Source organism: Pseudomonas sp. DR 5-09, assembly GCF_001655595.1.
Taxonomy (GTDB): Bacteria; Pseudomonadota; Gammaproteobacteria; order Pseudomonadales; family Pseudomonadaceae; genus Aquipseudomonas; species Aquipseudomonas pharyngis.
The window spans coordinates 3,056,225-3,079,375 of record NZ_CP011566.1 but is presented as its reverse complement, the minus strand read 5'-3'; the positions used below and the strand labels follow the sequence as shown (position 1 = coordinate 3,079,375).

The 23,151-nt window shown below is 62.3% G+C and carries 15 protein-coding genes; 13 read left to right on the top strand and 2 right to left on the bottom strand.

Annotated elements, in window-relative coordinates; all coding sequences use genetic code 11:
* Positions 1 to 219: 219 nt before the first annotated feature.
* The 13 genes from glgA to PDR5_RS13700 all read left to right on the top strand — a co-directional run bounded on the left by glgA (position 220) and on the right by PDR5_RS13700 (position 17,407).
* Positions 220 to 1,806, top strand: coding sequence for a glycogen synthase GlgA (gene glgA, locus PDR5_RS13760; RefSeq protein ID WP_064596308.1), 1,587 nt, complete (start codon positions 220 to 222; stop codon positions 1,804 to 1,806).
* Positions 1,807 to 1,824: 18 nt separating this feature from the next.
* On the top strand, positions 1,825 to 3,627 hold the full coding sequence (treZ, locus tag PDR5_RS13755) for a malto-oligosyltrehalose trehalohydrolase (RefSeq protein WP_064596307.1): 1,803 nt from the start codon (positions 1,825 to 1,827) through the stop codon (positions 3,625 to 3,627).
* The gene (gene malQ, locus PDR5_RS13750) at positions 3,624 to 5,702 is read left to right on the top strand and encodes a 4-alpha-glucanotransferase (protein ID WP_064596305.1); all 2,079 of its coding nucleotides are present in this window, start codon (positions 3,624 to 3,626) and stop codon (positions 5,700 to 5,702) included. Before treZ ends, malQ begins: the two co-directional genes overlap by 4 nt.
* Positions 5,699 to 8,476 carry a malto-oligosyltrehalose synthase gene (locus PDR5_RS13745; protein WP_064596303.1) on the top strand — a complete coding sequence of 926 codons (2,778 nt, stop codon included), beginning with the start codon at positions 5,699 to 5,701 and terminating at the stop codon, positions 8,474 to 8,476. The genes malQ and PDR5_RS13745 overlap by 4 nt, the downstream gene beginning before the upstream one ends.
* Positions 8,477 to 8,505: 29 nt before the next feature.
* Entirely contained in the window at positions 8,506 to 8,838 is a 333-nt protein-coding gene (locus PDR5_RS13740; protein ID WP_064596301.1) for a DUF2934 domain-containing protein, read from the top strand.
* 108 nt (positions 8,839 to 8,946) lie between these two features.
* Positions 8,947 to 11,106: a glycogen debranching protein GlgX gene (gene glgX, locus PDR5_RS13735; RefSeq protein ID WP_064596299.1), complete on the top strand. Its 2,160-nt coding sequence runs from the start codon at positions 8,947 to 8,949 to the stop codon at positions 11,104 to 11,106.
* Between the two features lies 1 nt (position 11,107).
* The gene (locus PDR5_RS13730) at positions 11,108 to 12,106 is read left to right on the top strand and encodes an acyl-CoA dehydrogenase family protein (RefSeq protein ID WP_064596298.1); all 999 of its coding nucleotides are present in this window, start codon (positions 11,108 to 11,110) and stop codon (positions 12,104 to 12,106) included.
* Entirely contained in the window at positions 12,103 to 12,861 is a 759-nt protein-coding gene (locus PDR5_RS13725; RefSeq protein ID WP_064596297.1) for a PIG-L deacetylase family protein, read from the top strand. The genes PDR5_RS13730 and PDR5_RS13725 overlap by 4 nt, the downstream gene beginning before the upstream one ends.
* Positions 12,858 to 13,457, top strand: coding sequence for a class I SAM-dependent methyltransferase (locus PDR5_RS13720; protein WP_064596295.1), 600 nt, complete (start codon positions 12,858 to 12,860; stop codon positions 13,455 to 13,457). Before PDR5_RS13725 ends, PDR5_RS13720 begins: the two co-directional genes overlap by 4 nt.
* On the top strand, positions 13,454 to 14,113 hold the full coding sequence (locus tag PDR5_RS13715; RefSeq protein WP_064596293.1) for a glycosyltransferase: 660 nt from the start codon (positions 13,454 to 13,456) through the stop codon (positions 14,111 to 14,113). The genes PDR5_RS13720 and PDR5_RS13715 overlap by 4 nt, the downstream gene beginning before the upstream one ends.
* A gap of 181 nt (positions 14,114 to 14,294) precedes the next feature.
* On the top strand, positions 14,295 to 15,056 hold the full coding sequence (locus PDR5_RS13710; RefSeq protein WP_064596291.1) for a PIG-L deacetylase family protein: 762 nt from the start codon (positions 14,295 to 14,297) through the stop codon (positions 15,054 to 15,056).
* A gap of 91 nt (positions 15,057 to 15,147) precedes the next feature.
* The gene (locus PDR5_RS13705) at positions 15,148 to 15,945 is read left to right on the top strand and encodes an endonuclease/exonuclease/phosphatase family protein (protein WP_064600802.1); all 798 of its coding nucleotides are present in this window, start codon (positions 15,148 to 15,150) and stop codon (positions 15,943 to 15,945) included.
* A 391-nt stretch (positions 15,946 to 16,336) separates the two neighbouring features.
* Positions 16,337 to 17,407: an autotransporter outer membrane beta-barrel domain-containing protein gene (locus PDR5_RS13700; RefSeq protein ID WP_064596289.1), complete on the top strand. Its 1,071-nt coding sequence runs from the start codon at positions 16,337 to 16,339 to the stop codon at positions 17,405 to 17,407.
* Between the two features lie 134 nt (positions 17,408 to 17,541).
* On the opposite strand, the gene glgB is transcribed toward PDR5_RS13700, so the two are convergent.
* Positions 17,542 to 19,773 (bottom strand): 1,4-alpha-glucan branching protein GlgB, encoded by a 2,232-nt coding sequence (gene glgB / locus PDR5_RS13695; RefSeq protein ID WP_064596286.1) that lies wholly within the window; start codon positions 19,771 to 19,773, stop codon positions 17,542 to 17,544.
* Positions 19,774 to 19,775: 2 nt separating this feature from the next.
* Positions 19,776 to 23,117, bottom strand: coding sequence for a maltose alpha-D-glucosyltransferase (gene treS, locus PDR5_RS13690; protein ID WP_064596283.1), 3,342 nt, complete (start codon positions 23,115 to 23,117; stop codon positions 19,776 to 19,778).
* Positions 23,118 to 23,151: the final 34 nt, after the last annotated feature.

Here is a 23,151-nt window from a genome sequence, read left to right as displayed (position 1 = left end):
AATTCGTCGAAACTTTTGCAGATCGCGGCGGGTCATCTGATAGGCAGGGCCAAAGCGACTGGTTCAAGTCTTGCAATGGCCCCCTCACCCATTCTGCTTGCACGTGTTGGGTAGCGATTTGCTCACTCATGCGTGGCGTGTTTGCGCCCGGCCACAGGACCTGGCCATGGACATCGCATGTTCAAGACAAGAATCAGATCAAAAAGACGGGAGATTCATATGATCAGTGCGGCATTGGAAATTCAGGGAGAACGGGCTCATCAGCCGATGGGTGAATCGAGCACTTTAAGCGTTCCCGGCAGCCGATCGATCAGCGTCCCGATCACCAAGACACTGACGCCGATAGCCAGTCAGAACCCCAACAAGAAAAAAGTGTTGTTCGTGACCTCGGAAATCGCCGATCTGGTGAAAACCGGCGGTCTGGGAGACGTTTCTGCCGCCCTGCCCCGCGCGATGGCACATCTGCATGACGTGCGGGTGTTGATCCCGGGTTACCCGCAGGTCATGAACAGCGAAAACCCGATTCACATCATCGGTGAACTGGGTGGCCACGCCGCGCTGCCACCTTGCAAGATCGGGCGCATGGACATGCCCGACGGTCTGGTCATTTATGTCTTGATCTGCCCTGAACTCTACGCCCGTGACGGTGGCCCGTATGGCGCCAACAATGGTCGCGACTGGCCGGACAACCACATTCGCTTCGCTCGTCTGGGTCTGGCCGCAGCCGATATCGCCGCCAACCTCGCGCAAATCCACTGGTGCCCGGATCTGGTGCACGCCAACGACTGGCCGGCCGGTCTCGCGCCTGCCTATATGCACTGGCGCGGGCAACGCACGCCGACCCTGTTCACCATTCACAACCTCGCTTATCAAGGCGTGACCAGCCTGGGCTCGTGCCCGGAACTCGGGATTCCCGCCCACGCCCTGCAACAGGAAGGCATGGAGTTCTACGGCAAAATGTCGTTCCTCAAGGCCGGCATGGCCTATTCGAGCCATATCACCACGGTCAGCGCTACCTACGCGCAGGAAATCACCACACCGGATTTCGGCTGCGGTCTCGACGGTTTTCTCGCCGCCAAGACCCAGCAAGGTTTGCTCAGCGGCATCCCCAACGGCATCGATGAAAGCTGGGACGCCGCCACCGACCCGCACCTGTTCGCACCGTTCGCCATCGGCGACTGGGAAGGCAAAGCGGTCAATGCCGCCCACGTTCGCGAACTGTTCGGCCTGGAACAATCGGAAGGTCCGCTGTTTGCCGTGGTCTCGCGGCTGGTCTATCAAAAAGGCCTCGACCTGACCGAGGCGGTGTCGGAATACATCGTGCAGAACGGTGGCCAGATCGCAATCATCGGCCGTGGCGAGCCGGAAGAAGAACAAGCCATGCGCGAACTGGCGCTGCGCTTCCCCGGCCAGATCGGCGTGCGCATCGGCTTCAACGAAACCGACGCCCGGCGGATGTTCGCCGGCAGCGATTTCCTGCTGATGCCGTCGCGTTATGAACCGTGCGGTCTGAGCCAGATGTACGCCCAGCGTTTCGGCTCGTTGCCGGTCGCGCGCAACACTGGCGGGCTGGCCGACACCATCGAAAACGGTGTTACCGGTTTCCTGTTCAACGAATCGACCGCCGACAGCTACCGCGAAGCCCTGAGCCGCGCGTTCAAGGTATTTGCCTTTCCCGAACTGCTCAACGCCATGCGCTGCCGGGCAATGGCCGCGCCATTCAACTGGTCCAAGGCGGTCGAACCCTACGCCGAACTCTACGAACAACTGGTGGCCAAGTCGCTGGGAAAAACGCACCACAAATAACCAGGGAGCTTTACAACAATGCCGTCACGGACACCTGAAAGCTGGCCCCACGGCGCGATCATGCTGGATGCCGACCACACACAATTTGCGCTGTGGGCGCCGGATGCGTTTTACGTCAGCGTCGAGCTGGGCAACGGCCAGTCGCTGCCTATGCTGCCTCAGGGCGATGGCTGGTTTGTCATCAAGACCCGCTGCCCTGCCGGCAGCCGCTACCGCTTCAACATCGACGGTGAACTGGAGGTGCCCGACCCGGCCTCCAGGGCGCAGGACGGTGATATCGACCGTCACAGCGTGGTGGTCGATCCCCACGCCTATCCATGGCAACACGTAACGTGGCGAGGTCGGCCGTGGAATGAAGCGGTGATCTACGAGTTGCATGTGGGTGCGCTAGGCGGATTCGATGAGGTCGAAAAGGATCTGGCCCGACTGGCCGCCCTGGGCATCACCGCTATCGAACTGATGCCGATCGCACAATTCCCCGGCTATCGCAACTGGGGGTATGACGGCGTACTGCATTTTGCGCCACAAGCCTCCTATGGCACTCCGGAACAGCTCAAGCATCTGATCGACAGCGCCCATGGCCACGGTCTGGCGGTGATTCTCGACGTGGTCTACAACCATTTCGGTCCGGACGGCAACTACCTGCATCGCTACGCCAAGGGCTTTTTCCGCGAAGACAAACACACCCCGTGGGGCGCGGCCATCGACTTTCGCCGTCGTGAGGTGCGGGACTTCTTCGTCGAAAACGCACTGATGTGGCTGCTGGAATACCGTTTCGACGGTTTGCGCCTGGATGCCGTCCATGCAATAGAAAGTCAGGACTTCCTGCCCGAACTGGCGCAGCGTGTCCGCCAGCAGGTCGACCCTGCCCGTCATGTATGGTTGACCGTCGAGAACGAACTCAACCAATCGAGCCTGCTGGAAGAAAATTACGACGCCCAATGGAATGACGACGGCCATAACGCTTTGCATGTGTTATTGACGGGCGAAACCGATGCCTACTACGCCGACTACGCTCTGCAACCGACCGAACAACTGGCCCGCTGCCTGAGCCAGGGCTTCGTGTTTCAGGGGCATATCACCCGCCACGGCGAACCACGGGGCGAACCCAGCGAGCATCTGCCGTCCACTGCCTTCGTACTGTTTCTGCAAAACCATGACCAGATCGGCAACCGTGCCTTCGGCGAGCGCCTGCATCAGTTGGCCGATCCGCGCGCGCTCGAGGCGGCGACGGTGCTGCTGTTGCTGTCGCCGATGATTCCGCTGATGTTCATGGGCGATGAATATGCCGCCGAGCAACCGTTTCTGTTCTTCACCAGCCACCACGGCGAACTGGCGAAACAGGTACGAGAAGGCCGTCGCAACGAGTTCGCTGCATTCAGTGCGTTCACCGACCCGCATAAGCGCGAACGGATACCCGACCCCAACGCCGAATCGACCTTCCACGCCTCGCGGCCAACGCGGTCCGGTAATGGCACACCGCGCCAGCAGGCAACGAATGAGCTCTATCGTCACCTGCTGCAATTGCGTCACCGCTACATCATCCCGAACCTGTCCGGCACCCAGGCCCTTGGCGCGCAAATGCTGGGCCGTGGTGCGGTCAGCGCACGCTGGCGTCTGGGCGATGGCAGTGAGTTGCGAATTGACCTGAACCTCAGCGAGACGGCAGTGGTCAACCCTCCACGGACCGGCGCGGTGTGGCTGTTTCAACAGCCCCCCGCTGCCGAGATGTCGGATAAGGGCCTTCTGCCCCCGTATTGCGCGCTCGTCAGCCTCACGGCCGCAACCCCTTTGCCCCCCTTGGATGGAGAGCGCCTATGAGCGATGCGCAACTGGAAATTCTCGCCAGCCGAGCCGGCCTTGCCGTCGACTGGATCGACGCCAACGGGCGAGCCCAAAAAGTCGCCCCGGCCGTGCTTCGCAATGTGCTGATCGGTCTCGGCCACCCGGCCAGCACTGCCCAGGAAATCGACGCCAGCCTGCTTGAACTGCAACAGGTACAGGAAAATCGCCAACTGCCGCCACTGCTTACTGCCGATCTCGGCAAGGGCCTGGATCTGGCCCGCTATTTCGAACCAGAAACCCCTTGTGAGGTTCACCTTGAAGATGGCTCGCGCTTGAGCCTGCGGCTTGATGCGGAGTCGATACTGCCCGGAGAGATTCCGGTCGGCTATCAGCAAGTGCACATCGCCGATCAGCAATTCACCCTGGCCGTGGCGCCGGAACGCTGCTTCAGCGTGGGTGACGCGGTGGACAGTCCGATCCCGCGCGCTTGGGGCCTGAGCGTGCAGCTTTATGGTTTGCGTCGCCCTGGCGATGGCGGTTTCGGCGATACCCAGGCCTTGGAAGAACTGGCCCGGGTGGCCGGCGAACGGGGTGCCGATGCACTGGCGATCAGCCCATTGCACGCGATGTTCAGCGCCGACACCGGGCGCTACAGCCCTTACTCGCCGTCCAGTCGGCTGTTTCTCAATCCGCTGTATGCCGCACCGGGGACCATCCTCGGCGAGCGCGCGCTGCGTGATGCGATTGACGCCGCCGGCCTGACCGACCAGTTCAAGCAACTGGAAGACCTGAAACTGGTCGACTGGCCGAAAGCGGCCGAGGCCAAACTGAAACTGCTGCAAGCCTTGTACGACGGCTTCATCAGCGGCGAACACCCGTTGCACGCCGACTTCTCCAGTTTCCGCGATGCCGGCGGTGAAGCGCTGGAAAACCACTGCCGCTTCGAAGCCATCCAGGAAATGCGCGCCGCCCGTGGCGAGAGCCTCGACTGGCGCGAATGGCCGGAACAATGGCACGACCCGCGCGGCGCAGCGCTCGGCGCATTTGCCGAGGAATACGCCGAGCGCATCAGTTACTTCGCGTTCTGCCAATGGTTGATTCACCGCTGCCTGGAACGTGCCCAGAGCGCCGCTCGCAGCGCCGGCATGGGCATCGGCCTGATCGCTGACCTGGCGGTGGGTGCCGACGGCGCTGGCAGCCAGGCCTGGAGTTTTCAGGACGAACTGCTCGCCTCGCTGACCGTCGGTGCGCCTCCGGACATTCTCAATCGCTCCGGACAGGGCTGGGGTATTTCCGCGTTTTCCCCGGAAGGCCTGGTGCGCAACGGTTTTCGCGCGTTTATCGAGATGCTGCGCGCCAACTTCGCCCACGCGGGCGGGCTGCGCATCGACCACGTCATGGGCCTGCAACGGTTATGGGTCATCCCCAACGGTTCCGCCCCGGCAGACGGTGCGTACCTGTATTACCCGGTGGACGACTTGCTGCGTCTGCTGACCCTCGAATCCCATCGTCATCAAGCGATCGTGCTCGGTGAAGACCTCGGCACCGTACCCGACGGCCTGCGGGAGAAACTGATCGCCCGCGCCATGCTCGGCATGCGCGTGCTGTTGTTCGAACAGGACAACACCCATTTCAAACCGATCCTCGACTGGCCGGACAACGCACTGGCCACTACCAGCACCCACGATCTGCCGACGCTCAACGGCTGGTGGCATGGCCGCGACATCGATTGGAACGCGCGGCTCGGGCTGGTCGATGCCAACGGCGAAATCGACTGGCGCCGTTACCGCGAACGCGAGCGTGAAGGCCTGCGCAGTGCCTTGAGCCAGGACCCGCAGAACTTTCGCGAGGAATCCCACGAGGCCGATCAGGTGGTCGACGCCGCTGTGCGTTTCCTCGGCCACACCCGCGCGCCGCTGGTATTGCTGCCGCTGGAAGATGCGCTGGGGCTCGACGAACAGGCCAACCTGCCCGGCACCATCGACACCCACCCGAACTGGTCGCGCCGCTTGCCGGCCACCAGTGAGACACTGCTCGACGGTGTAGACGCCGCAAGACGCCTGGAACTATTGGCGTGTGCCCGCCTTCAAGCAGCCGAGCGTGACCAATGAGTGCATTGCCTATCCCGACACTGCGCGCCACGGTTCGCCTGCAATTTCATCGCGGTTTCACCCTTGATCAGGCGGTGCCGCTGGTGCCTTATTTCTCCCGACTCGGCATCAGCCACATTTATGCCTCGCCGTTGCTCGCCGCCCGTGCGGGCTCGATCCATGGCTACGACGTGGTCGACCCGACCCGGGTCAATCCGGAGCTTGGCGGCGAGCCAGCCTTGCGTCGTCTGGTCGCCAGCCTGCGCGAGCACGGTATGGGGCTGATCCTCGACATCGTCTCCAATCACATGGCAGTCGGTGGCGGGGACAACCCGTGGTGGCTCGATCTGCTGGAATGGGGACGGCTCAGCCCCTACGGCGAGTTCTTCGACATTCAGTGGCACTCGCCCGACCCATTGATGGAAGGCCAGTTGCTGTTGCCGTTTCTCGGCAGTGACTATGGCGTCGCGTTGCAGGACGCGACTCTGCCGCTGGTGTTCAACGCCGAAAGTGGCACCTTCCATGTCGAGCATTACGAGCATCACTTCCCCATCTGCCCCGGCGACTACGGCGAACTGCTCAGGTCCGCTGACACACCGAACGAAGCCCTCAGGGCCCTCGCTGAACGTTTCAGCGCGCTCAGTTATCAGACCGACGCTCGCGCGCTGGCGATTCCGCTCAAGGAAGAACTTCAGCAACTGGCCAGCGACCCGCAGATTCTGCAGGCCATTGAGCGCAACCTGACGCACTACGATTCGAAGACCGAAGACGGTTTTCAGCGCCTGCACCAATTACTGGAGCGGCAAAGTTATCGTCTGGCGAGCTGGCGCACGGCAGCGGATGACATCAACTGGCGGCGCTTCTTCGACATCAACGAACTCGGCGGTTTGCGGGTCGAGCGTCCGGCAGTGTTCGAGGCCACCCACGGCAAGATTTTCCAGTTGATCGGCGAGGGCTTGATCGACGGCTTGCGCATCGACCACATCGACGGCCTCGCCGACCCACGCGGTTACTGCCGCAAGCTGCGCCGCCGCCTCGATCACCTGGCGCCGGGCCGGCACTTGCCGATCTACGTCGAGAAGATTCTCGGCGACGGCGAAACCCTGCCCACCGACTGGGCCGTGGACGGCAGCACCGGTTACGAATTCATGAACCAGCTATCACTGCTGCAGCACGACCCGGACGGCGAACACGTGCTCGGTGACTTGTGGCAACGCCGCACCGAGCGCCCCGCCGCGTTCATCGAAGAAGCCCAATTGGCGCGCCAGCAGATCCTCAACGGCTCGCTGGCCAGCGATTGCGAAAGCGTCGCCCAGGCCCTGCTGCAAGTGGCACGCGACGACCTGATGACCCGCGACCTCACGCTCGGCTCGATCCGCCGGGTGTTGCAGGCGCTGATCGTGCACTTCCCGGTCTATCGCACCTACATCACCCCGATGGGCCGCTCGGCCCGGGACGAGGTGTTTTTCCAGCAGGCCATGGACGGTGCACGGCAGACATTGAGCGAAGCCGATTGGCCAGTGCTGGACTCCGTAGCCGGTTGGCTCGGTGGTCAGCCATGGCGGCGCAAACCCCGTGGGCGCTCGCGCAAAATCCTGCGCCATGCCTGCGTGCGCTTTCAACAGCTCACTTCGCCGGCCGCCGCCAAAGCGGTGGAAGACACCGCGCTGTATCGTTCGGCGGTGCTGCTGTCGCGCAATGACGTCGGCTACAACACCGAGCAGTTCAGTGCGCCGGTCAGCGACTTTCACGCGGTGAACCTGCAACGTCTGGAGAGCTTTCCCGACAATCTGTTGGCCACCGCCACCCACGACCACAAACGCGGGGAAGACACCCGCGCGCGGCTGGCCGTGCTCAGCGAGCGCAGCCATTGGTACGCCGAACAGATCGAGCTGTGGCGCGCCCTCGCCCGACCGCTGCGCAATGACGATCAGTTGCCGTCGTCTGCGGACGAACTGATCCTCTATCAGGCGCTGCTCGGCAGTTGGCCGCTGGAGTTGCGTGACGACGATCAGGCGGGCTTCGCCGATTACGCCAAACGTGTCTGGCAGTGGCAGCAGAAAGCCCTGCGCGAAGCCAAGCTGCAAAGCAGCTGGAGCGCGCCGAACGAAGCCTACGAAAACGCAGCCCAGGCGTTCACCGAACAATTACTGCTGGCTCCTGAAGGCGAACTGCTGCGCGGGGCGCTGGCCAAGACCGTCAACAGCATCGCCGCCGCCGGCGCCCTCAACGGTCTGGCGCAAACCTTGCTGCGCATGACCGTGCCGGGAGTGCCGGATCTGTATCAAGGCAACGAGTTCTGGGACTTCAGCATGGTCGACCCGGACAACCGCCGGCCAGTGGACTACGCCGCCAGGCAGCAGGCGCTGGAGGCACCCGGGCCGGTTCAGGAACTGTTGGCGAACTGGCGCGACGGGCGAATCAAGCAAGCTTTGATCGCCGAGGTGCTGCGCCTGCGCGCCGACCACACCGAGTTGTTTCGCCAGGGTTCGTACCAGGCCCTCGAGGTGCTGGGCAGCCAGGCGCACAACGTGCTCGCGTTTGCCCGCGAGCATGGGGAGCGACGGATCATCGTGATCGTGCCGATCCGTTGCGCAACCTTGCTGGAAAACAGTGCTGTGCCGATGGTTGACGCGCTGCGCTGGGGCGATACACGGGTGGTTTTACCGTTCGACGCCTCTGACGAAAATCCGAAGGGACTTTTTTCGAGCACCGCAGTCACAAAAAACAGGGAGCTGCAGGTCAGCGCCGCGCTGGGGGATTTCCCGGTCAATCTGCTTATCCAACACGTCTAGCAGCATGAGTTCAGTTCAGGAGCATTGCGATGAGTACCGACGATAAACGCATCCGCGAATTCGCCTATCAGATCTGGGAATCCGAAGGTAAACCCGAGGGCCAGGACGCCCGCCACTGGGAGATGGCGCGCAAACTGGCCGAAGCCGAAGCATTGGCGCCGAAAAAATCGCCAAAAGCCGCCGGCAGTAAAACCGCCGGCAAGACCACCACCAGCAAAGCCGTCGATGGCAAGGCGCCCGCTGCCAAGCCCAAGGCCGCGACGGCCAAGGCCAAGCCTGCCGGTGCCGCCAAAGTGATTCCCCCGGGCGAAAAAGCCGCCGAGAAAAAGCCCCGCGCGCCGCGCAAGCCGCCTGCGGTCTGACGCTCCCCGAACCATTGATTTGAATAACCGTGTGGCGGGTTCGCTCGCCACCGAGGGCTCGCTCGTCCTCGAAAAACACCTACCCCCCGATTTTTTGCAGGAGCACCTATGACCCGTCCAAAGAAAGCCGAGCCCGCCGCGCACGCCGAACCCTCGCGCATCCGTGAAGGCCTGCCCTTCCCGCTCGGCGCGACCTGGGATGGTCTGGGGGTGAACTTCGCGCTGTTCTCCGCCAACGCCACCCGGGTCGAGCTGTGCATTTTCGACGATGCCGGCGAAGTCGAACTCGAACGCATCGAACTGCCGGAATACACCGACGAGATCTACCACGGCTATCTGCCCGATGCGCATCCGGGACTGATCTACGGCTACCGGGTCTACGGACCCTATGACCCGGCCAACGGCCACCGCTTCAACCACAACAAGTTGCTGATCGACCCCTATGCCAAGCAATTGGTGGGCGAATTGAAATGGTCCGAAGCGCTGTTCGGCTACACCATCGGCCACCCGGACGCCGACCTCAGTTTCGACGAGCGCGACAGCGCGCCCTTCGTCCCCAAGTGCAAGGTCATCGACCCGGCGCACACCTGGGGCCACGACCATCGCGTCAGCGTGCCGTGGGACAAGACCATCATTTACGAGACCCACGTGCGCGGCATCAGCATGCGCCACCCTTCGGTGCCGGAGAATGTGCGCGGCACGTTTGCCGGGTTGATGGTCGACGATGTGCTCGAACACATCCGCAAGTTGGGCGTGTCGACCGTCGAACTGTTGCCGATCCATGCCTTCGTCAATGACCAGCACTTGCTGCACAAGGGCATGACCAATTACTGGGGCTACAACAGCATCGCGTTCTTCGCCCCGGATCCGCGCTACCTGGCCAGCGGCAAGATTGCCGAGTTCAAGGAAATGGTCGCGCACCTGCACGACGCCAATCTCGAAGTGATTCTCGACGTGGTCTACAACCACACCGCCGAAGGCAACGAGCAAGGCCCGACCCTGTCGATGCGCGGGATCGACAACGCCTCGTACTACCGCTTGATGCCGGACGACAAGCGCTTCTACATCAACGATTCCGGCACCGGTAACACCCTCGACCTGAGCCACCCGTGCGTGCTGCAAATGGTCACCGACTCGCTGCGCTACTGGGCCAGTGAAATGCATGTCGATGGCTTCCGCTTCGACCTGGCGACCATCCTCGGTCGCTATCACGACGGCTTTGATGAACGGCACAGTTTCCTCGTGGCCTGCCGCCAGGATCCGGTGCTGCGCCAAGTGAAAATGATCGCCGAGCCCTGGGACTGTGGCCCCGGCGGTTATCAGGTCGGCAATTTCCCGCCGGGCTGGGTCGAGTGGAACGACAAGTTCCGCGACACCGTGCGTGCCTTCTGGAAAGGCGACGACGGCCAGCTCGCCGACTTCGCCAGCCGCATGACCGCCTCCGGGGAAATGTTCAACCAGCGGGGTCGGCGGCCTTATTCGTCGGTCAACTTCGTCACCGCCCACGACGGTTTCACCCTCAACGATCTGGTGTCGTACAACGACAAGCACAATGAGGCCAACGACGAAAACAATCAGGACGGCAGCAACAACAACCTGTCCTGGAACCACGGCGTCGAAGGCCCTACCGACGATCCGGAAATCAATGCGCTGCGCCACCGGCAGATGCGCAATTTCTTCGCCACCCTGCTGTTGTCACAGGGCACACCGATGCTGGTGGCCGGCGACGAATTCGCTCGTACCCAGGACGGCAACAACAATGCGTATTGCCAGGACAGCGAAATCGGCTGGGTCAACTGGGACCTGAGCGAGGACGGCAAGGCGCTGCTGAAATTCGTCAAACGCCTGATCAAGTTGCGCCTGGCGTATCCGATCCTGCGACGCGGGCGGTTCCTGGTCGGCGAATACAACGAGGACATCGGCGTCAAGGACGTGACCTGGCTTGCGCCGGACGCCACGGAAATGACCACCGAACACTGGCATGACGCGCAGAATCGCTGCATGGGCATGTTGCTTGACGGTCGTGCCCAGGAAACCGGGATCCGCCGCAAGGGTGGCGACGCCACGTTGCTGCTGGTGGTCAACGCCCATCACGACATCGTCAACTTCACCTTGCCGGAAGTGCCTGAAGGCAGTTTCTGGACGTGCATGATCGATACCAACCAGCCATCGATCCGTGGCCAGGAGCGTTTTGAGTTCGGTCATGAGTACTCGGTCACCGGACGCTCGCTGTTGCTGTTTGAACTGCAACGCGAAGAAGAGGACTGACATGGACTTGCCCGTCTATCTCTCACGGCACGCGCCGGACTACCGCGACACTGCCGCCCTCGGCCTGTGTCTGCGGCAACTGGTCGAGGCCGGCCTCGATCGCCTGCCGTTACCCGGTAGCGGTCGTACGCTGGAGCGCTGGCAGAGGCTGTCCGAGGTCGGTGGGCACGATCTGGGGCTGTGCAAACTCTACGAAGGCCATACCGATGCGTTGGCAATCATCGAACAACTCGGTGGCTCACCGACGCCCGGCAGCACGTGGGGCATGTGGGCGGCTGAACCACCGCAGGCGCGGGTTCGGGTCAGCCGTTCGGGGCAAATGGTGCGGTTGAATGGACGCAAGGCCTGGTGCTCCGGGGCGGCAGTGCTCAGTCATGCCCTGCTGACGGCGTGGGATGAGGACGATCATCAGCAACTGGTGGCCGTGGCCCTCGACCAACCGGGCGTGACCGTCACCGATCAAGGCTGGCAAGCGGTCGGCATGGCCGCCACCGGCAGCGTCGAGGTGCTGTTCGATGAGGTCGAGGCGCAGGCGATCGGCGATCCTGGCGACTACCTGCAACGTCCGGGTTTCTGGCACGGCGGGATCGGGATCGCCGCGTGCTGGTACGGCGCCGCGAGGGCGATCGGCGAACGCTTGCGCCAGCACTGTGCGCGGCGTGAGGACCCGCACGCACTGGCCAGTCTCGGCGCCGTCGACAGCGCGCTGCACGGCGCCGCACAGGTGCTGCGCGTCAGTGCCCTGAACATCGACAGCAATCCCGGAGCCGACGCCGAGTTGTTGGCCCGGCGTGTGCGTGCCGTGGTCGAGGACGCCGCTGCACAGGTCATGCGCGAGACTGGCCGGGCACTTGGCGCCGGGCCGTTCTGCAAGGACCTGCACTTTGCCCGCCTGGCGGCCGACCTGCCGGTGTATCTGCGCCAGAGCCATGCCGAACGGGATCTGGCTGTACTGGGCCAACTGGCTGCGCAGCAACCGCGCGAGGGTTGGGCCCTATGAAGCGCAATCCGATCATCGGTGAAGGAACCTCCTTGCATGAGTGGCAGGGCTCGCGTCATCTGGCAGCGGTGGAGAGCATCGACATTCTCGACCTGGTTCCGCCGGGGTCGCGGGCCGTGGTAATCGCGCCGCATCCGGATGATGAAGTGCTCGGTTGCGGCGGGCTGTTGCAACAGCTCGCAGCGGCGGGCCGCACCCTGCAACTGATTTCGGTCACCGATGGCAGTGCCAGTCACCCTGGCTCGGAGCGCTGGCCGGTGGAGCGCCTGAGCGTGGTGCGCCCGCAGGAGTCCGCCGAGGCCCTGCGTCGCCTTGGCCTGCCCATGCATCAGGTGCAATGGCTGCGCGGCGGATTCCCCGACACTCAGGTCGCCGCGCGCGAGTCGATGCTGTGTGACTACTTGACCCGCTACCTGCAACCCGACGACGTGATCTTCACCACCTGGCGCGAAGACGGCCACAGCGACCATGAGGCCGTCGGCCGCGCCAGCGTCGAAGCAGCGTACCGCGTGGGTGCGATTTGCCACGAGCTGCCGGTCTGGACCTGGCACTGGGCGACGCCGGAAGACGCCATCGTGCCCTGGGAGCGGGCGCGCAAGATTCTGCTGAACCCGGCGCAGGTCGCGCGCAAGCGTCACGCAGTGCATGCGTTCGCAAGTCAGCTGGAAGGCGATCCCGACGCAGGCCTGGCACCGGTGCTCGCGCCCTATGTCATCGACCGTTTGCTGCAACCGTTCGAGGTGGTCTTTCTATGAGCGTCGAGGATCGTTACTTCGAAGGCCTGTTCGCCGGCAATAACGACCCTTGGGGATTTCGCCAGCGCTGGTACGAGCAGCGTAAACGCCTGGTGACCCTGGCGGCACTGCCCCGCCCGCATTACCGCGCGATCTTCGAACCGGGTTGCGCCAACGGTGAACTGAGTGCCGCGCTGGCCGAACGCTGTGATCGACTGTTGTGCTGCGATACAAGCGCCGCCGCGGTGAATCTGGCGCGTACCCGGCTGAGCCTGTTCGACCACGCCGAGGTGCGGCAGGGTCGCCTCCCTGTTGACTGGCCTGAGGAAAAATTCGACCTGATCGTATTCAGCGAAATCGGCTACTACCTTGATCGACAGGATCTGACAGAGGTCATCCGTCGCATCAGCGATTCGTTGACGGCAGACGGTCAATTGCTGGCCTGTCACTGGCGCCCGCCCATCGATGGCTGCCCGCTCAATGCTCGCCAGGTCCATGACCTGATTCATGAACAGTTGCACCTGTCACGATTGGTCCTGCATCAGGAGGCAGATTTCCTGCTGGAAGTCTGGAGCCGCGAACCGCGTTCGGTGGCCGCGCTGGAGGGGTTGCGATGATTGGCATCCTGATCCCGGCACACAACGAAGAAGAGTGGCTCGATGAATGCCTGCACGCCGCACTGCGGGCTGGCGGACATCCCATGCTGGCGGGTGAGCCGGTGGAAATTCTGGTGGTTCTGGACAGTTGCACCGATCGTTCGGCGCACATCGTCAGCCAATACCCGGTGCAAGCTTTGAGCATCGAAGCGCGCAATGTCGGCCAGGCGCGGGCCATCGGTGCGCAGCAATTGCTTGAGCGCGGTGCGCGCTGGATTTCCTGCTCCGACGCCGACAGCCGCGTCGCGGAGGATTGGCTGGTGGCGCAACTGGGGCTGGGCACCGATGCCGTGTGCGGCACGGTGACGGTCGAGCGTTGGCATGACGGGTTCGATGAAGCAGCGCAGATTCGTTATCACGGTCATTACCAGCCCTGTGAGGGTCACCGGCACATCCATGGCGCCAATCTGGGTGTCAGCGCACAAGCCTACGTCCGCGCCGGCGGCTTCGAGCCGTTGTCCTGCGATGAAGACGTGCAGCTGGTGCGTCAGCTCGAACGTTCAGGGGCCAGCATCGCCTGGAGTCATCGGCCGCAGGTCATTACCAGCGCCCGTCTGGACAGCCGCGCACGCGGTGGTTTTGGCGACTATCTGCGACAGTTGGCACAGACTGAATAAAAAAAAGCGGATCAGATTGATCTGTGACGCGACGAACCGCCCGTCTTGAGCAATACTCTGCTGCGCAGCAATCCAGGGTTCGGAGCGCTGCAGGGCTATCCACCAGCCTTCACGGGTCGAACACGCCTGGAGACCGGCGCTTGTGCGACTGAGGGCGAGACACAACAAGGACGTATCACTCATGAAACCGTTATCCCTCAGCGAAAACGGCCTGCCGGCGCAGATCTGGAACAGCGCCCCGCAGCTCGACAACATTCCCGTCATCAATACCCACACCTTGGTGCCACCCGGCGCCCGTGCCGTGGTCATCGCCCCGCACCCCGGCGATGAAGTGGTGACCTGCGGCGGTTTGCTGCAACTGCTTTCCAGCCTCGGACATCCCTTGCAACTGCTGTCGATCACCGATGGCAGCGCCAGTCATCCGGGCTCGCGCCAGTGGTCGGAAAAACGCCTGAGCGTTTTCCGCCCGCAGGAAAGCGTCGAAGCCCTGCGCCGCCTCGGTTTGCCGATGCACAGCCTGAAATGGGTGCGCGGCGGTTTTACCGACAAGGCCCTGCTCGACCAGGAAACCCAACTGACCGATTTCATCGCCCGCTACCTGCGCCCCGGTGATGTGGTCTTCAGCACCTGGTGCGAAGATGGCACCGCCGATCATGAAGTGGTCGGCCGGGCCAGTGCCAAAGCGGCGCAACAGGTCGGCGCCACTTACCACGACGTGCCGGTCTGGGCCTGGCACTGGCCGGAACGCGATCAGGGACAGATTCCGTGGCATCGCGCGCGCAAGCTGCGCCTCGACACCTGGACCGTCGCGCGCAAGAGCCACGCCACCCATGCCTACGCCAGCCAGCTCAATGGCGAACCGGCGATCGGAATCGCGCCACTGTTGCCCAAGTCGATACTGGAACGCATGCGCCTGCCCTACGAGATCGTCTTCGTCGATTGACTGTCCATCGGGCGCGGGCAGCCAGTCAAAGTGAACTGCCCGCGCCCGGATCAGTCGCATGAACAGGCAGTCATGATTCAGAGGAGTGAACGTGTCCAGCGATCCCAAGCGTCATGTCGTCGACGCGCAGACTTCCACCCCGTCCTCCATCCATCGCCTGCGGGTGCTGACGGTCAACACGCACAAGGGTTTCACCGCGCTCAATCGACGTTTCATCCTTCCGGAACTGCGTGAAGCGGTGCGCAGCACCTCGGCCGATCTGGTGTTTCTGCAGGAAGTGGTGGGCGAACACGAGCGGCATTCCAGCCGCTACCACGAATGGCCGCAAACCTCGCAGTACGAATTCCTTGCCGACAGTATGTGGAGTGACTTTGCCTACGGCCGCAATGCGGTCTATCCCGATGGCCATCACGGGAACGCCCTGTTGTCGAAGTACCCGATCCGCGAATATCGCAATCTCGACGTCTCGATCACCGGCCCGGAACGGCGCGGGCTGTTGCACTGCATATTGGATGTGCCGGGACATGCCGAAGTGCATGCCATCTGCGTACACCTGAGCCTGCTCGAAAGCCATCGGCAATTGCAGTTGCAGCTGCTCTGCCAGTTGCTCGAATCCCTGCCCGACGATGCGCCAGTGATCATCGCCGGCGACTTCAATGACTGGCAGTTGCAGGGTAACGTCGCCCTCGCCCGCCGCGACTACCTGCACGAAGCCTTCGAACGCCACCACGGCCGCCCGGCCAAGACCTATCCCGCGCGCTTCCCGTTGCTGCGCCTGGATCGGATCTACCTGCGCAATGCCAGCAGCCACGACCCGCAGATCCTCGGCAACAAACCGTGGACGCATCTTTCGGATCATTTGCCGCTGGCGGTTGAAGTGCATTTATAGCGCGATACTGACAGCTGTCCTTACATACGCAACGATGCGAAATTGGTCGCCAGGCCCGGTTCCGCAGACCGACTGTCGGTTGCAAAAAGTCTCTGCCTCGCGGCTTCCACAGCGATTAGCCCTACAAACAAGAACTTAGATAAATACGCAAAAACAAAAACTTGCATCACCTGTTTTGAATCGACCGCTCATCGTTCAATTTCTTGACGCAGCGGCTCGGGTCTTCTTAGCTCTACCTTACTACCCCCGGAAACACTACTCGGGGCGAACCCCAGGTCACTCGTCAAAAACGGGCGGCCACGGATTCGCCACGCTCCATTCGGTCGCCCCTCGTTCGGGGTAGGAGAGACGCCAAGGCGAGATACTGCATGCGCTAGCAAGGTAGACCTCCATGAAAACCTCACTCACCCCACAAGAGATCAAAGTTACCTTTTGCACCGTTTCAAGTTCTATCTTGCTGTGCTCGTCCATGGAGGCGCAGGCGGGTCCTGTGGCGGACGAAGCAACACCCTGGTATCGCCAGGACATTCCCGTCATGACCCTCCCCGCCACGGTCGTGACACCAGGCCCGCAACGGCTCAGCCCACAGCCGGATCTACGCGGGACGAACCTGATTACCGAAGACCTCGCCCCCTCGGCCTGGGAGCAGCTTTACGGTCCGACGTCCCGTCAGGCGCAAACCGACGTCCTCAGCCCGGGCTTCGCCACACCCGGCACCGGCGACTTCAAGGGGCCCGCCGTGCTGACCTTGAAAAGCAGCAGTGGGCACACCCAGCAAGTCGGCCTGATCGGCGGTGTGAATCAGATCCGGGGCAATGGCAACGGCCTGATCACCAGCCGCGCCCTCGCCGACCCGACCACCGACACTCTCAACCTGCAAGGCCAGAGCCTGGGCGCTTACTACAGCCTGATCGGCCCACAAGGCTGGCACGTCGACTTGTCGGCCAGTGGCGGCCGGGTCAGCGGTTTCAGCCGTAACGAGCAAGGCGCACGCCTGGCCACCGAAGGCAGCGCGATGACGCTGTCGGTGGAAGGCGGATTCCCGATCGGTCTGGGTGAAAACTGGGTGGTTGAACCGCAGGCGCAATTGATCAACCAGCGCATCACCCTGGACACACCCTATGCGGGCTCGGGCAATGCGTCTTCCAGCGACATTTCATCGTGGAGCGGCCGAGTCGGTGCGCGCTTGAAAGGTAGCTATGACCTGAACGGCTTGCCGGTCGAACCCTACGTGCGCACGAACCTGTGGCACACGGTGTATACCGGCAACACGGTGACGCTGGATCAGGTGGACAAGATCAGCAGCAGCCGCAAGTCCTCGACCGTGGAAGTCGGCCTGGGGCTGGTGGCGAGAATGACACCGACGGTGAGCCTGTACGTCAGCGCCGATTACAGTAGCGACGTGGACGACAACGACCTGAACGGGTTGATTGGCAGCCTGGGGATCCGGATGCGCTGGTAACTTCTTCTGCATGATCGTTCCCACGCTCTGCGTGGGAATGCAGCCCGTGACGCTCCGCGTCCCTTCGAGAGCTGGAACGCGGAGCGTCCCCAAAGCCATTCCCACGCGGAGCGTGGGAACGATCTCGCGTGAGGTCAGCCCTCAGGCTTGAGGATCAAAACTGCCAGCGGCGGCAAATTCAGCTCCAGCGACAACGCCTGCCCATGGCTGGCCACCTCTTCGGTGAACGCCCCGCCACCATTGCCATAGTTGGAACCGGCGTAGGTGTCGGCATCACTGTTGAGCAATTCCTTCCAGCGCCCGGCAAAGGGCACACCGACCCGGTACGACTGGCGCGGCACCGGAGTGAAGTTGGCCACCACCAGCACCGGCGTGCCGTCCTTGCTCCAGCGCAGCCATGCGAAAACGCTGTTGATCGCATCGTCACCGATCAACCACTGAAAGCCTTGCGGCGCATCGTCCTGCTCGTGCAGCGCCGGTTCTTCGCGGTAGAGCCGGTTGAGATCGCCGACCAGTTTCTGCACGCCTTGGTGTTCCGAGTACTGCAGCAGATACCAATCCAGCTGCTGATCGTGATTCCACTCGCGCCACTGGCCGAACTCGCAGCCCATGAACAGCAGCTTCTTGCCCGGATGGGTCCACATGAAGCTCAGGTAGGCGCGCAAATTGGCGAATTTCTGCCAGCGATCACCGGGCATCTTGTCGATCAGCGAATGCTTGCCGTGCACCACCTCGTCGTGGGAAATCGGCAGGATGAACCGCTCGGACCAGGCGTAGACCAGACCGAAACTCAACTCGTTGTGGTGATGGGCGCGGTACACCGGATCCTGCTGGATGTAATGCAGCGAATCGTGCATCCAGCCCATGTTCCATTTGTAAGCGAAACCGAGCCCGCCCTGCTGGGTGCTCTGGCTGACGCCCGGCCACGCCGTGGACTCCTCGGCGATCACCAGCGCGCCCGGTGCTTCCAGTGCCACCACGTCGTTCAAGTGCCGCAGGAAATCGATGGCTTCCAGGTTCTCGCGACCGCCATGACGGTTCGGCACCCACTCGCCGGCCTTGCGCGAATAATCGCGATAGAGCATCGACGCCACCGCATCGACCCGCAGCCCATCAACGTGGAAATGCTTCAACCAGTGCAGCGCCGACGCCAGCATGTAGCCGTGCACTTCGGTGCGGCCCAGGTTGTAGATCAGCGTGTCCCAGTCCTGATGAAAACCTTCTTGCGGGTTGCCGTACTCATACAACGCCGTGCCATCGAATTGCGCCAGACCGTGGGTATCGGTGGGGAAATGCGCCGGCACCCAGTCGAGAATCACACCAATGCCGGCCTGGTGGCAGGCATTGATGAAGTCACCGAACTGTTCCGGTGTGCCGTAACGCGCGCTCGGAGCGAATTGCGACAGCAACTGATAACCCCAGGAACCACCGAACGGGTGCTCCATGATCGGCATCAGTTCGATGTGGGTGAAACCCAGCTCCTTCACATACGGAATCAAACGCTCGGCCAGTTCCGGCCAGGTGTACTGACGCGCCACTTCGCCCAGATCATCGAGTTCACACTGCCAGGATCCCGCGTGCAATTCATAGATCGACAGCGGCGCGCTGTGCTGCTGACGCTCGTGGCGGCCGTTCATCCAGTCCTGATCCTGCCAGTCGATCTGCAACGGTGCGGCGACTTTTGACGCAGTGTCCGGCGGCAGGCTGGTGGCCAGCGCCATCGGGTCGGCCTTGAGCGGCAGGATGCCGTGAGCACCGAGGATTTCGTATTTGTACAGCTCGCCCGCCTGCAGGCGCGGAATGAACAATTCCCACACGCCAGACGGATGTCGCAGGCGCATCGGATGCCGCCGGCCGTCCCAGACGTTGAAATCGCCGACCACCGACACCCGCCGGGCATTCGGCGCCCACACGGCAAAGCGCACACCGTCGACGCCATCGACGGTTTTCAGCTGCGCGCCGAGGCAGCTGCTGAGGTCGCGGTGATTGCCTTCGGCGAACAGATACAAGTCCATTTCACCGAGCAACTGACCAAAGCTGTAGGGATCTTCCGCGACCTGTTCACCACCGGCCCAGCGGGTGCGCAACAGGTACGGCCGCGCGCCCTCGAAATGCCCGACAAACAGCCCCGGCGTCTCGGTAGCCTCCAGCGGACCGAGTTCTTCGCCACTGTTTTTATCGACAACAGAAACACTCAACGCGCCGGGCAGATACGCCCGGATAAACTGCCCGCCGGCGCCATCACCGTGGGGGCCAAGAATGGAAAACGGGTCGTGGTGTTCTGCGCGCACTAAAGCATCAATGTCTTTTGCAGTGGGCAGCAATCTTTCTTTAGCGTGACCCTGTTCCCTGTTCGAGAAACTCATGACTACTCTCCACCAAGATCGGAAAAGGGTTTGAGCCCCGTCAATAACCCATACAGACCGTGCAGCGGCACGGGCAGCCAGGTGGGGCGATTTTCGGCTTCATAGGCCACTTCGTAGGCCGCTTTCTCCAGACCGAACAACGCCAGTGCGGCGTCGGCACCTTCAGGATCTTGCCAGGCATGATCAAGACTAGCTGCTGCCTGACGATATGCCTGGAGAAAGGCTTCCCGGGCTTCACGCAGATACCGCTCCGTGACCCGCCGACGCGCGGCTTCGGCCTCCGGGCTGTTGTCGACGTTGTGCACATTCAGCGCCATGGCCGCGGCATAGTCGAAGGAGCGCAGCACCCCGCTGACGTCCTTGTACGGACTGTGCTTGCCTCGGCGTTCGGCCAGTGGCCGCGCCGGTTCACCTTCGAAGTCGATCAGGTAAGCATCGCCCTTGATTACCAGCACCTGCCCCAAATGCAGGTCGCCGTGGACACGGATCCGCAGACCGCCGGCGGATTGCTTGGCCAGTTCCTGCACGTGGGCAAGGATGGTTTTCTTGTTGTCGAGCAAACGAGCGACCAGCTTCTGATCCGCCGCGTCTAGTTCGCCCTGATGTTGCTTCAGGAGCTTCAGGGCATGTTCGACCTGCGCCGCGACATCCTTGCCGGTCGCCTGGGCATCCTTGGCCGAACTGACTTGCGGCGCGAAGTCCTTGTTGTCGCTCGGCGCTGCCAATACCTGATGCATTTCCCCCAGACGCTGGCCGAGCATCCCGGCGAAATCCTTCAGCTCACCCAAGGCGTTGTAGTGCTGCGCCTGCTCGGACACGGCGTCGGCCAGTTCGTCGCGCAGTGCACGTTCGAGGTTGTTCTGCGTCCATTCCCAGGCGTCGCCCTGATTGCTCAGATAGCCCTGTGCAATCATCAACAGATTGTCTTCACCATCGGCGCCGCGGCGAATTACCGAACCCAGCAGCGGTGAGATATTGGCAAATCCGGCCGCGGTCAGGTAAGCGCTCATCTCCAGCTCCGGGTGTACGCCGGAAGCGACTTTGCGGATCAGCTTGAGCACCAGACTGTTGCCGATCACCACCGAGCTGTTGGATTGCTCGGCGGACAGATAGCGCACTTCGGATTCCGCGCCGAGGCCGAGTTTTTCCAGTTGCGGCGTCGCCTCGAAACGGATCTCGCCATCACTGGACTCCAGCACCGTACCGCCCTGCATACCTTGCAGCACCGCGCGAACAAATGCTTCAAGGCTGAAGGCATCAGTAATCAAGCCGACCTGGCGAACCCGGCGCACTCGGGCCAGGGCCAGTTGTTGCGGCAATGCCGGCCCGACCTGATCTTCGGCAATGAACCCGAACGGCAGTTGATACCGGCTGGTCTGCCCGCCGCTCTGCACTTCGATTTCGCTGAACAACACCGGATGCTGCGCATCGCCGAAGCGCACGCCGTAGGCCAGTTTCACCTGTTCGATGGCAGCGTCCTTGCCGGCAAACCAGCGGCGGTTCTGCAGCCAGCTCGGCAGAATCGCCTGTTCGAGGGTGGCCCGGGACGGTGCTTCGAGCAGTTCCTCCATGCGCTTTTTCAGCACCAGCGTGGTGAAGTCCGGCAGGCTCTGCGCAGGTTCCACGTGCCAGCTCGGCATCTGGTTTTCCGCCGCCAGACCGAACCAGTAGAAACCGTAGGGCGGCAGGGTCAGCAGGAAACTCAACTGGCCGATGGGCGGGAACGCGTTACCACCGAGCATTTCCACCGGCACCATGCCGACGTAAGCCGACAGGTCGAGTTCCACCGCTTGTGCACTGCGTGACACGTTGGCCACGCACAGAATGATTTCGTGCTTGCCGTCCGGCCCGGTGTATTCGCGGGTGTAGGCCAGAACGCGACGGTTGGCCGGCGACAACATCTTCAAGGTGCCACGACCGAACGCCTTGGATTGCTTGCGCACGGTCAGCAGGCGTCGGGTCCAGTTCAGCAGCGAATGCGGATCGCCGGCCTGGGTTTCGACGTTGACCGATTGATAGCCGTATTGCGGGTCCATGATCGGCGGCAGTACCAGACTGGCCGGGTCGGCGCGAGAGAAGCCGCCGTTGCGGTCGATCGACCATTGCATCGGCGTACGCACACCGTCGCGGTCGCCGAGGTAGATGTTGTCGCCCATGCCGATCTCATCGCCGTAATACAGGGTCGGCGTGCCGGGCATCGACAGCAGCAGGCTGTTGAGCAGTTCGATGCGGCGGCGGTCACGTTCCATCAACGGCGCCAGACGCCGGCGGATGCCGAGGTTGATCCGTGCGCGACGGTCGGCCGCGTAGTAATTCCACAGGTAGTCGCGTTCCTTGTCGGTGACCATCTCCAGCGTCAGTTCATCGTGGTTGCGCAGGAAGATCGCCCATTGGCAGTTGGCCGGGATCTCCGGGGTCTGGCGCAGGATGTCGGTGATCGGAAAGCGATCTTCCTGGGCCAGGGCCATGTACATGCGCGGCATCAGCGGAAAGTGGAACGCCATGTGGCATTCGTCGCCATTCACGCCCTCGGCGTCGGTGTCACCAAAATACAGCTGGGTGTCTTCCGGCCATTGGTTGGCTTCGGCCAGCAGCATGCGATCCGGATAGTTGGCGTCAATCTCGGCGCGGATCTGCTTGAGGACGTCGTGGGTTTCCGGGAGGTTTTCGTTGTTGGTGCCATCGCGCTCGATCAGGTACGGAATCGCATCCAGGCGCAGGCCGTCGATGCCCATGTCCAGCCAGTAGCGCATGACCGACAGCACGGCTTTCATGACTTGCGGGTTATCGAAATTAAGGTCCGGCTGGTGCGAATAGAAGCGGTGCCAGAAGTATTGGCCCGCCACCGGGTCCCAGGTCCAGTTGGACTTTTCGGTGTCGAGGAAAATGATCCGGGTGCCGTCGTATTTCTGGTCGTCATCCGACCACACGTAGAAGTCCCGCGCCGCCGAGCCTGGCTTGGCCTTGCGCGCTCGCTGGAACCACGGGTGCTGATCGGAGGTGTGGTTGATGACCAGCTCGGTGATCACCCGCAGGCCACGCTTGTGTGCTTCGGCAATGAACCGTTTGGCGTCGGCCATCGTCCCGTAATCGCTGTGGACGCCCCGGTATTCGGCGATGTCGTAACCATCGTCGCGGCGTGGCGAGGGGTAGAACGGCAACAGCCAGATGGTGTTGACGCCAAGATCGGCGATGTAATCGAGTTTGGCGATCAAGCCGGGAAAGTCGCCAATCCCGTCGTTATTCGAGTCGAAAAAGGATTTGACGTGAACCTGATAGATAACCGCGTCCTTGTACCAGAGCGGGTCTTTGATGAAGGTGGCAGCCTTGGGTTTCTTCGCCATGTGAAACTCCTGTTCAATTCTATAAACACGGTGA

Coding starts and splice junctions, on each gene's coding strand:
- glgA (WP_064596308.1), top strand. CDS start 220: ATGATCAGTGCGGCATTGGAAATTCAGGGAGAACGGGCTCATCAGCCG.
- treZ (WP_064596307.1), top strand. CDS start 1,825: ATGCCGTCACGGACACCTGAAAGCTGGCCCCACGGCGCGATCATGCTG.
- malQ (WP_064596305.1), top strand. CDS start 3,624: ATGAGCGATGCGCAACTGGAAATTCTCGCCAGCCGAGCCGGCCTTGCC.
- PDR5_RS13745 (WP_064596303.1), top strand. CDS start 5,699: ATGAGTGCATTGCCTATCCCGACACTGCGCGCCACGGTTCGCCTGCAA.
- PDR5_RS13740 (WP_064596301.1), top strand. CDS start 8,506: ATGAGTACCGACGATAAACGCATCCGCGAATTCGCCTATCAGATCTGG.
- glgX (WP_064596299.1), top strand. CDS start 8,947: ATGACCCGTCCAAAGAAAGCCGAGCCCGCCGCGCACGCCGAACCCTCG.
- PDR5_RS13730 (WP_064596298.1), top strand. CDS start 11,108: ATGGACTTGCCCGTCTATCTCTCACGGCACGCGCCGGACTACCGCGAC.
- PDR5_RS13725 (WP_064596297.1), top strand. CDS start 12,103: ATGAAGCGCAATCCGATCATCGGTGAAGGAACCTCCTTGCATGAGTGG.
- PDR5_RS13720 (WP_064596295.1), top strand. CDS start 12,858: ATGAGCGTCGAGGATCGTTACTTCGAAGGCCTGTTCGCCGGCAATAAC.
- PDR5_RS13715 (WP_064596293.1), top strand. CDS start 13,454: ATGATTGGCATCCTGATCCCGGCACACAACGAAGAAGAGTGGCTCGAT.
- PDR5_RS13710 (WP_064596291.1), top strand. CDS start 14,295: ATGAAACCGTTATCCCTCAGCGAAAACGGCCTGCCGGCGCAGATCTGG.
- PDR5_RS13700 (WP_064596289.1), top strand. CDS start 16,337: ATGAAAACCTCACTCACCCCACAAGAGATCAAAGTTACCTTTTGCACC.
- glgB (WP_064596286.1), bottom strand. CDS start 19,773: ATGAGTTTCTCGAACAGGGAACAGGGTCACGCTAAAGAAAGATTGCTG.
- treS (WP_064596283.1), bottom strand. CDS start 23,117: ATGGCGAAGAAACCCAAGGCTGCCACCTTCATCAAAGACCCGCTCTGG.